Source organism: Clostridium sp. NSJ-49, assembly GCF_014287725.1.
GTDB classification, from domain to species: Bacteria; Bacillota; Clostridia; order Clostridiales; family Clostridiaceae; genus Clostridium; species Clostridium disporicum_B.
Genome location: NZ_JACOOP010000075.1, coordinates 1 through 10,389 on the forward strand (window position 1 = coordinate 1; position 10,389 = coordinate 10,389).

12 protein-coding genes are annotated in these 10,389 nt (G+C 29.4%); 8 read left to right on the plus strand and 4 right to left on the minus strand.

Annotation, left to right across the window (positions count from 1 at the left end):
• Positions 1 to 193 precede the first annotated feature (193 nt).
• Positions 194 to 520, minus strand: coding sequence for a helix-turn-helix domain-containing protein (locus H8S10_RS16850; protein WP_186839640.1), 327 nt, complete (start codon positions 518 to 520; stop codon positions 194 to 196).
• Between the two features lie 143 nt (positions 521 to 663).
• Here H8S10_RS16850 and H8S10_RS16855 point away from each other — a divergent pair, with 143 nt between their 5' ends.
• The 3 genes from H8S10_RS16855 (at position 664) to H8S10_RS16865 (ending at position 1,956) form a co-directional block, all read left to right on the plus strand.
• Positions 664 to 1,068, plus strand: a complete 405-nt coding sequence (locus H8S10_RS16855) for a pyridoxamine 5'-phosphate oxidase family protein (RefSeq protein ID WP_186839641.1) — start codon at positions 664 to 666, stop codon at positions 1,066 to 1,068.
• A gap of 67 nt (positions 1,069 to 1,135) precedes the next feature.
• A complete protein-coding gene (locus H8S10_RS16860; RefSeq protein WP_186839642.1) occupies positions 1,136 to 1,564 on the plus strand; it encodes a nuclear transport factor 2 family protein in 429 nt (142 codons plus the stop codon).
• A 98-nt stretch (positions 1,565 to 1,662) separates the two neighbouring features.
• Positions 1,663 to 1,956, plus strand: coding sequence for a Dabb family protein (locus H8S10_RS16865; RefSeq protein WP_186839643.1), 294 nt, complete (start codon positions 1,663 to 1,665; stop codon positions 1,954 to 1,956).
• An 89-nt stretch (positions 1,957 to 2,045) separates the two neighbouring features.
• On the opposite strand, the gene H8S10_RS16870 is transcribed toward H8S10_RS16865, so the two are convergent.
• From H8S10_RS16870 to H8S10_RS16880, 3 genes are read right to left on the minus strand one after another with little or no spacing between them, the layout of a single operon-like run.
• Positions 2,046 to 3,935, minus strand: coding sequence for a PTS fructose transporter subunit IIABC (locus tag H8S10_RS16870; RefSeq protein WP_186839644.1), 1,890 nt, complete (start codon positions 3,933 to 3,935; stop codon positions 2,046 to 2,048).
• Positions 3,936 to 3,952: 17 nt separating this feature from the next.
• Entirely contained in the window at positions 3,953 to 4,858 is a 906-nt protein-coding gene (gene pfkB / locus H8S10_RS16875; protein ID WP_186839645.1) for a 1-phosphofructokinase, read from the minus strand.
• On the minus strand, positions 4,858 to 5,610 hold the full coding sequence (locus H8S10_RS16880) for a DeoR/GlpR family DNA-binding transcription regulator (RefSeq protein WP_186839646.1): 753 nt from the start codon (positions 5,608 to 5,610) through the stop codon (positions 4,858 to 4,860). The genes pfkB and H8S10_RS16880 overlap by 1 nt, the downstream gene beginning before the upstream one ends.
• A gap of 453 nt (positions 5,611 to 6,063) precedes the next feature.
• Here H8S10_RS16880 and H8S10_RS16885 point away from each other — a divergent pair, with 453 nt between their 5' ends.
• The 5 genes from H8S10_RS16885 (at position 6,064) to H8S10_RS18215 (ending at position 10,128) form a co-directional block, all read left to right on the plus strand.
• Complete coding sequence (locus H8S10_RS16885) at positions 6,064 to 6,849, plus strand: GDSL-type esterase/lipase family protein (protein WP_186839647.1); 786 nt, start codon at positions 6,064 to 6,066, stop codon at positions 6,847 to 6,849.
• A gap of 134 nt (positions 6,850 to 6,983) precedes the next feature.
• The gene (locus H8S10_RS16890; RefSeq protein ID WP_055264617.1) at positions 6,984 to 7,490 is read left to right on the plus strand and encodes a DUF4358 domain-containing protein; all 507 of its coding nucleotides are present in this window, start codon (positions 6,984 to 6,986) and stop codon (positions 7,488 to 7,490) included.
• Positions 7,491 to 7,513: 23 nt separating this feature from the next.
• Positions 7,514 to 8,920: an MBOAT family protein gene (locus H8S10_RS16895; RefSeq protein WP_186839648.1), complete on the plus strand. Its 1,407-nt coding sequence runs from the start codon at positions 7,514 to 7,516 to the stop codon at positions 8,918 to 8,920.
• Between the two features lie 15 nt (positions 8,921 to 8,935).
• Positions 8,936 to 9,505: a hypothetical protein gene (locus tag H8S10_RS18210; protein WP_243175899.1), complete on the plus strand. Its 570-nt coding sequence runs from the start codon at positions 8,936 to 8,938 to the stop codon at positions 9,503 to 9,505.
• Between the two features lie 17 nt (positions 9,506 to 9,522).
• On the plus strand, positions 9,523 to 10,128 hold the full coding sequence (locus tag H8S10_RS18215; RefSeq protein ID WP_347707688.1) for a DHHW family protein: 606 nt from the start codon (positions 9,523 to 9,525) through the stop codon (positions 10,126 to 10,128).
• Positions 10,129 to 10,389 lie beyond the last annotated feature (261 nt).

Below are 10,389 nucleotides of genomic sequence, written 5' to 3' on the forward strand. Positions count from 1 at the left end.
AATGCGAATCCTATTTGTTGCATAGGAATCACATTTTTTGTGAAGTTTTTCATATTATTACTATGCTCAAAAAAGGAAGTTCAAATTCGAACTTCCTTTTCTTTATCGGCAAATATCAAATTTTTTTGATACAGCCCCTTAATTTCTGCAACTATTATCATAAATGTTTCAGAAACTATAGCTTTAATTTTTACTATTGTCCTTCACATATCTTCTTATAATTTTCTCCCCATTCTACCATAGAATCTAGAATCGGCTTCAAACTATAACCTGTTTCTGTTAAAGTATATTCTACCCTTGGAGGAACTTCAGCATAAACCTTTCTCGTAAGTAGTCCACTGTTTTCCATAGCTCTCAAATTTGAAGTAAGAACTTTTTGAGTTATAGTTCCAAGAGACTTTTTTAATTCCCCAAATCTCTTAGTTCCTGCTAATAAATCGCGAATTATTAATACCTTCCAACGGTCACCAATAAGGCTTAAAGTTACTTCAACTGGACATGGAGGTAAATTTTTATTCATGCTAAAACCCCATCCTTTCACATTAGTATCATAAAGGATACTATAGCACTTTAAAGTGCTTACTATACAATTGATATCATTAGAACTATTATAATCTTGTCAAAAAAAATTTTCAATAAATCAAAAATAAGGGGGCATTCACAATGAATGAAGTAATAAAATTTTTAAATGATAATCCAGTTCAATATTTTTCAACAGTAGGTTTAGATGGCAGACCTAAAGTTCGTCCATTCCAATTCATGCTTGAAAAAGAAGGTAAATTATATTTCTGCACAAATAATGAAAAAGACGTTTATTCTCAAATTCAAAATAATCCTTACGTAGAAATATGTACATCTACTCCAAATTTTGCTTGGATTAGATTAAGTGGTAAGGCTAAATTTACTAAGGATTTAGATATAAAAAAATCTATAATAGAGCATAATCCACTTGTTAAGTCTCTATATCAAAATTCTGAAAATCCAATTTTTGAAGCATTCTACCTTGAAGATGCCAAAGCAACCATTGCAGATTTTAGTGGAAATCCACCTGTAACATATATTCTTTAATATATCTCAATTATTAAGTTAATATTGATATCTACATTGTATACAAATTATAGCTAGGAGAATTAAAATGAGAAAAGAAGAAATACAAAAAGAAATTCTATTCAAAATTTCACAATATGCAAAATCTGTAGATGAAACTGACTTAAATTTAGCATCAAAGGTATGGATGGATTCTGATGAATCTACTTTTATTCATCCTAGAGACCATGAACATGGTTTTGAACAAATAAAAGAAAATTTTTATATTAAAACAATGAGGAATAATTTTTCTAAGAGAAACCTTAATATTTTCGATGTAAATATGCAAATTTTTAAAGACACTGTTATAGCAGAATTTTATTGGCATTTTGTTGCCCAATTTAAAAACACTAAAGAATCTCATGAAACTAAAGGTAGAGAAACACAAGTTTATATCAAAACGGAAGATAATAAATGGAGATTATTTCATGTTCATTATTCAAATATGCCAGTAACAGGAGAAAAAGAGGGATTTTAAAATATCTAGTTTAACATATTAATAATTAATAACTTATATTTTAATTATTTCACTTGTGTTATCATAAAGGTATATAGTTTTTTAAAGGAGTTGTTATTATGATTAAGCACATAATTTTATGGAATTTAAAAGAAGAACATGATAATCTTGAAACTAAACTAAAAATAAAAACTGGATTAGAAGCTTTAATTTCAAAGATTCCTGGAATAGTGGAAATAAAAGTAAACATTGAACCTATCGCAGGCAGTAATGCATCTTTAATGTTAGATAGTACCTTTGAAAATTTAGAAGCTCTTGAGGTATATCAAAAGCACGAAGAACATATTAAAGTTGCTACTTTTGTAAGAAGTGTTGTATCAAATAGAGTATGTATGGACTATGAAATTAAATAAAAAGGAAGTTGTATAAAACAACTTCCTTTTTTATATCAAACTATTTCCTACAAATTAGGTTATAGTGACGAGGCTAAATGAACTTCCTCTTAAGCTTCAATTTTCTTTTTTAATACTGCAAGTACTATCATACCTACTACTGAACCTATAGCTATTGCTGCTAAGTACATAAGTGGGTTTGAAACTATTGGAGTTACGAATACACCACCGTGAGGTGCTCTTAATCCACATCCAAATGCCATTGATAATGCACCAGCTGTAGCTGAACCTATTACACATGCAGGTATAACCTTTAATGGATCTGCTGCTGCGAATGGAATAGCTCCTTCTGTTATGAATGATAATCCCATTACATAGTTAGTTAATCCTGATTGTCTTTCTCTTGCTGTGAACTTATTCTTGAAGAATGTTGTACATAAAGCTATTGCAAGAGGAGGTACCATACCACCAGCCATAACAGCTGCCATTATATCAAATTGTCCTGTAGCTAATGATGCTGTTCCGAATACGTAAGCTGCCTTGTTGAAAGGACCACCCATATCGATTGCCATCATTCCACCTAATACTGCACCAAGTAATACCTTACTGCTTGAACCCATGCTATTTAATAGGTTAGTAATACCATTATTTAAAGCTCCTACTGGAGGGTTAATTATAAATACAATTATCGCACCAATTAGTAATATTCCTAAGAATGGATATAGTAAAACTGGTTTTAAACCTTCTAAGCTTTGTGGTAATTTACTGAATAATTTCTTTAAGCCAAGCATTAAGTAACCAGCTATAAAACCTGCTGCTAATGCTCCAAGGAATCCTGAACCACCTTCGTTAGCAAGCATACCACCAACGAAACCAACTGCTAAAGCTGGTCTATCACCAATACTCATAGCAATATATCCTGCAAGAACTGGTAACATAAATCCAAAGGCAGCTCCACCTGTTGTCTTTAAGAATGCTGCAAATGGTGTATTCATACCGAAGTTTGCTGGGTCTATTGAGTAATCATCAAATAAAAATGCTAAAGCTATTAATATACCTCCACCTATTACGAATGGTAACATGTGAGAAACACCGTTCATTAAGTGTTTGTATATTTGTCTTCCAATACTTTCTTTTTCTCCTGAATCAGCAGACTCATCGCTTCCACCTGCGTGATGGTATACAGGAGCATTTCCGCTTGTAGCTTTATTTAATAATTCTTCTGCTTTGTGTATTCCGTTAGCAACCTTAGTTTGAATAACTCTCTTACCTTCGAATCTAGCCATATCAACTTTCTTATCAGCTGCAACTATTATGCATTCAGCATTTTCTATTTCTTCTTTAGTTAAAACGTTCTTAGCTCCACCTGAACCGTTAGTTTCAACCTTTATAGATATTCCCATATCTTTTGCTTTATTTTCTAAGCTTTCAGCAGCCATGAATGTGTGAGCTATACCTGTTGGACAAGCTGTTACTGCTAAAACTCTGTATCCTGTCTTATTAGCTTTTGCTTCTTCTTCTTTTTTGTTTTCAGCTTCTAGCTTATCATTTTCTTTTGAATCTATAAGATTTAAGAATTCATCAACTGATTTAGCGTTAACTAACATATCCTTAAATTCAGGATCCATTAACATCATTGATAATCTAGCAAGTACATCTAAGTGAAGGTTGTTTTCACCTTCTGGTGCTGCTATTAAGAAGAATAGCTTTGCTGGTTCTCCATCTAGTGAATCATAATCAATCCCATCAGTTAATATCATTGCAGCAAGACCTGGTTCTTTAACTGCAGTAGTCTTAGCATGAGGTATAGCTATGTTATCACCTATACCAGTAGTACTTAAGCTTTCTCTAGCAAGTACTGCTTTTTTATATTCTTCTTTATCACTTAATCTACCAGTAGCATCCATTAAGTCTACTAGCTTGTTTATTGCTTCTTCCTTAGTTTTAACTTCAGGATTGATAGCAATACCGTTTTTCTTTAATAAATCAGTTATTTTCATTTTTGCTTCCTCCCCTATTATTTTAATTGTGCTAATAATTCTTCTACTTTATCTTTAGTTGCTAATCCTTCTGAGAATGCTGATGCACTTCCTGTAGCAACTCCCATTTTAAATCCGTCTTCTAATTTTTCATTTTTAATATAACCAGCTATAAATCCAGCTACCATTGAGTCTCCAGCTCCAACTGAGTTTTTAAGAACTCCCCTTGGAACCTTGCTGTAAATAGCTTCTCCATTAGACTTAATTAATATTGCTCCATCTCCAGCCATTGATATAAGAACATTTTCTGCTCCCATTTCTTGAAGTTTCTTTCCGTAAGCAATAATATCATCTTGTCCATTAAGCTTTACATTAAAAAGTTCAGCTAATTCATGATGATTTGGCTTTATTAAGAATGGTTTATACTTTAATACCTTAAGTAATGATTCACCTGTTGTATCAACTATAAACTTAATTCCTCTGTTACCGAAGTGGTCCATAATTCTTTCATATATATCTACAGGTAAAGTCTTTGGAATACTTCCTGCAAGAACTAAGATATCTCCACTTTGTAACTTTTCTAATTTTGAGTAAAGTTCTTCTAATGCCTCTTCAGAAATATCTGGTCCTCCACCATTTATTTCACTTTCAACATCAGCCTTCATCTTTACATTAATTCTAGACATACCACTCTTTAACTTAACAAAGTCAGTAGAGCATCCAAACTCTTTTACTCTTCTTTCGATTTCATCACCAGTAAAACCAGCTATAAAACCAAGAGCTTTATTATCTACTCCTAAGTTGTTTAAAACTATAGAAACGTTTATTCCCTTACCACCAGCATAAACATCTTCTCTAGTAGTTCTATTTACATGCCCTAGATTAAACTCATTCATCTTAACAATGTAATCTAAAGCAGGATTAAAAGTAATTGTATAAATCATTACTCATCCACCTCCACAATCTTTGTAACCTTCTTAAATCTAATATCTTCTAATTTTGTTGTAATAATACTAGTATTGCTTATTTCGCCAAAAGTTATTGAACTTACTTCATTAAATTTTGAGTTATCCGCTAGCACAAATGATAACTTACTCTTCTTTAATGCTTCTTCTTTAACCATGGCTTCTCTAATATCAGGTGTTGTAAAGCCTCTTTCAATGTCTATGCCATTTGCTCCAAAAAAACCTTTAGTAAAATTATACTTTCTTAAAGAATTAATAGCCTCAATGCCAATTATTGCTTCAGTAGTTAGTTTTAACTCCCCACCAAGAATATATGTAGTAAGATTTTTATGGATAAGCTTTTTAGCATGTCCTATCCCGTTAGTTACAAAAGTTGCTCCCTTTGCCTCTATAAAATCTATCATAAGTTCAGTAGTTGTTCCTGAATCAATATATATAAGGTCGTCATTCTTTATTAGGCTTGCTGCATATTTTGCAATTGCAATCTTCTCTTCTTTATTAATGCCTTGTCTTACCTCAACTTCAAATTCAGTAGTGTTAATAAGCTTACTATTTAATGAAGTAGCTCCACCATGAACTTTCTTAAGAAGTCCTGCTTTATCAAGATAATTTAAATCTCTCCTTATAGTTGACTCAGATGCATCAAGCAGATTGATTAAATCGCTCAAATATACAACTGATTCCTTTTCTAATTTTTCTAATATCAATGCATGTCTTTCTTGAGTTAACATTTACATCCCTTCCTTAACTGAATCTCCAAATCTCCGATTTGGTCAGATGAAGTTAAGTGAAAGTCCAAATCTTTGATTTGGCTACTTAAACTTACACTATGAGTGTACTCATTCGACTTTAGGAGAAGGAGTTTCCTTGTAATTTATAATACTATTTAAAAATTCATCAGTCAATCACTTTCAGTCATTTTCATTCATTTACAGTCATTTTCATTCATTTACATTCACCTTTAAAACCAATTGCTGCTTTACATTACATATTTTATAATACAATCCCTTAATATTCCATCAAAAATAATATAAATCCTTCATATTCCACCAAAATAAAGTATTCAACTTTACTACTTACATTCATTTTCTTTTTTGTGTTACTAAACTGTAACCCTTTTGTAACAAACTAAAAAATATATATTCTATAATAAATCTGAAATTTATTTATATGAGGAAAAAATAATGGGAAGAAAAATATTAAGTATATTAACTTTAATAGCAGCTTTTTATCTTATGGCTACCTTTATTACAGGTATGCTTAGTGGTGTTTTTAAAGATAAAAGCTCTTATGGCAAAGATTATCTTATACAACTAGAAAATAAATCTTTAGATGAAGTGGAAGATAAAATAGAGTCATATCGAAATGAAATCTTAGCTGCTTCTAATACTAAAGAAAATGAAAGTACTGATATAGGTGATATTAATTACGCTAAATACTATGAAAATACTGTTTTCATGGGTGATTCGATAACTGAAGCATTGTCTGAATTTGCTCTGCTAGATGACTATAATGTAATTTGTAATAAAGGTGATACTGTAGTAAAAGCTATGCAAAATATAGAAAAGCTTCAAGGAATTAATCCTAAAAACTTAGTTTTATTATATGGGATGAATGATGTTATTGAATTTGATAGCAATCTTTCTGGACAAGACTCTAATACTTTTAAAGAAAAGTATATTGAACTTATTAATTCAATAAAGGAAGTACTACCAAGAACAAACATTTATTTAGTTTCTCCATTATCTGTAATGGCTAATGCAGTAGATACAAATTATAGATTAACTAATGAGAATTTAAATGAATTCAGATTGAAAGTTAGTGAAGTTGCTAATGCTACAGGATGCACTTATATAGATTTAGCCAGCATGGTAGAGGGAAAAGATTATCTACATGAGCAAGATGGAATTCACTATAAATATGACTTTTATCAGATATGGCTAAATTATCTTACTAATTATATAAAGTAGAACATAAACTTGCTATATAACAAAATTTCTTAGGTATACCCTTCTTGTTATATGGCTTTAAACTTTCACAAGATAAATATAATTGTTATACCTATTATAGTTATATATTAAATTTAAATTGAGGACTACATATTATGCATAAACATAAAAAAATAAATTTACATAAACGAAATAAATACAGAAATTATTATTTAATTGAAATTGCCATAATTATTGCTTTATTTATAGGTTTATACCCTATGTTAGGTGTTAAAACCGCTGATATGGCTAAGATTAAAAGCGATTTAGAGAAAACTATAAACCTAGATTGTGTAAATGTTGGAGATGAAAAAACCTTAAAAAATCTTTATTATATCAATAAAAATGATATTGAAGACTTCATATCTTATGCGCCTAAAAGCAATATGGAAGTTGAAGAAATATTGGTCTTAAAAACTAAGGAAGGTACTGATATATCTGAAATAAAATCAAAAATTAATAAAAGACTAGAGAAGCAAGGAGAAAGCTTTAAAAACTATAGGCCCGAAAAATATAATATTATTGAAAATGCTGTTTTAGAAGAAGAAGGACAATATTTGATTTTTATTGTGTCCGAAAATGCTTCAGCTATAAAGAAAATAATTAAAGATAACTTTAAATAAAGAAATAATTGGAGTGAGTTACTATGGTTTTTAGTAGTTTAATTTTTATATTTATATTTTTACCATTAGTTTTGGTAAGTTATTATATTGCACCTAAAAGATTAAGAAATACTATTATACTTTTAGCTAGTTTAATATTCTATGCCTGGGGAGAGCCTGTATATATACTACTTATTATGGTATCAATCTTGATAAATTATATTGGAGCCTTATTAATTGGAAAATATATCAGTGACAAGGAGAAGTCTAAATTCATTTTTATAACTTTACTGCTTATAGATATAAGTATACTCTTCTTCTTTAAATATTATGGATTTGCTATAGAAAGCTTAGGTTCTATTTTGGGCTTAAACCTACAAATTAAAAATATTGCTCTTCCCCTTGGAATATCATTTTATACATTCCAACAAGTATCTTATATAGCTGACGTTTATATGCAAAAGACAAAACCTCAAAGAAACTTAATAGACTTTGCAGCCTATATTACAATGTTTCCACAGCTTATTGCAGGACCAATTGTCAAATATAATGATGTATATAAGCAGCTTGATAATAGAAAAGAAAGTATAAATAAGTTTGGAGAAGGAGTTCAAAGATTTATTGTTGGGTTAGGTAAAAAAGTAATACTTGCAAATAATATAGGACTAATTTGGTCACAAGTTAAGGAGATTCCCTTAAATGATTTATCTGTTGTCTTATCTTGGATAGGTATAATTGCTTTTACCCTTCAAATATACTTTGACTTTAGTGGGTATTCAGATATGGCAATAGGTCTTGCTAAAATGTTTGGCTTTGATTTTCTAGAAAACTTTGATTATCCATATATCTCAAAAAGTATAACTGAATTTTGGAGACGCTGGCATATGTCCTTAGGTGGATGGTTCAGAGAATATATTTATATCCCATTAGGTGGAAATAAAAAAGGTGCCCTTATTCAAGTTAGAAATTTATTTATTGTATGGTTTGCAACAGGATTATGGCATGGGGCAAGCGTTAATTTTATAGTATGGGGATTATATTTCGGAACAATTTTGTTTATAGAAAAGCTATACTTAAAGAATTTATTAAAAAGAATCCCTTCTATATTTTCACATATATATACTTTACTAATTGTAATTATAGGATGGGTTATTTTTGATATGAATACACTTCCATCTGCAATTCATTATATTAAAATAATGTTTGGTTTTGGTAACAACATATTTATTGATACAATGGCTAAATACATATTAAGTAATAATTTTATTATTCTAACTTTAGGATTAATCTGTAGTACAAAATTAATCCGCAATTATATTAATAAAATTAAATATACCTTAAAAGAAAAGGATGTATTTTTAATAGCATCAATGAATTTAATAATTCTAATAATCTCTACTGCATATTTAGTAGGGGCAAGCTATAATCCTTTCTTATATTTTAGGTTCTAAAAAGAAGGTGTTTTTATGGAAAATCAAAAAATTGACTATAAACTAAAAGTAAAAGAAAAAAAGAAAAGAAAAGTAAAGCGTAATAACAGAGCACTAAATATACTTACTTCTTTAATGTTCATAGGTTTTATTTCTATTGTAATTATTTTTAATATCCTTAAAGTAGATGAAACCTTCTCTGAAGAAGAAAATAGAACCCTTGCTACAATGCCTAAATTTACAATAAAAAGCTTCTTAAGTGGTGATTTCACAAAAGAATATACAAACTATGTAGAAGATAATTTTGCTGGAAAGAAAGGCTTTGTCAGCATTAAGTCTAATTTAGAAAAACTAGAAGGTAAAGATGAAAGTAACTCTATTTTTATTGGTAAGTATGGACAGCTATTTGAAAAATTTATAGAGGCATCACAGGAAGAAACTGATGCCAAAATAGCTGCAATAAACTCCTTTTATGAAAGATATAGCAATTTGAATATGAGCTTTATTCTGACACCTACAGCAACTAAAGTTCTTGAAGAAAAACTACCTAAATATGCTCCTAATGATGATGAGCTAGATTATATAAATAAGGTTTTTCTGGATTAAATGATAATATTATTACCATAAACCCATATGAAGCTTTAAATCAAAATAAAGATGACTACCTCTTCTATAAAACAGATCATCACTGGACAAGTAAAGGAGCATATATCGCTTACACAGTAATGTGTGAAAAATTAGGCTTAACACCAAAGTCTATTGATGATTTTGATATTGTTAATGTTACTAATTCATTTTATGCTAGCCTATCCTCTAAAATAGGTACAAAAGGCAAAGTGTCAGATAGTATTGATGTATATATTCCTAAAGAATCTGATTTTGTTGTTAATTATGTAAGTGAACAAATCAAAAGTACAAGCCTCTTTGATAGTGAATACTTAGATAAAAAAGATAAGTATTGTGTGTTTAGTGGTGGAAATCATGCATTAATAAATATAAAAACCTTAGGTGATCCAAATAAGAAATTGTTAATCATTAAAGATTCCTATGCAAATTGCTTTCTACCTTTTTTAACATCTCACTACGGAGAAATTAATGTAGTTGATTTAAGATATTATTATGATGACTTAGACAAATTAATTGAAAATAAAGAAATAACAGATGTCTTGTTCTTATATAATTCTAATACATTTAATAGTGATGATTCTATATTAAATATTGAAAATTAAATTATTCCATTACTTAAAAAACTTTAACATTGGGAAACCTTTGTTAAAGTTTTTTCTTATAAGTACATAAAATCTTTTCCTAAAATATATACTAACAATATCTACTGTTAGTTTGAACGAGCTCTCACTTTTAAATCTTTATGAATCTGTTAAGTTGATATGAAAAAATAGCTTGATTTTTCATAGAATTGCTCGCTCTTTGAAAATTATATAAGTTTGAATTTTTTATTGTATGGTAAACAAACCTACAATAAAATTGAT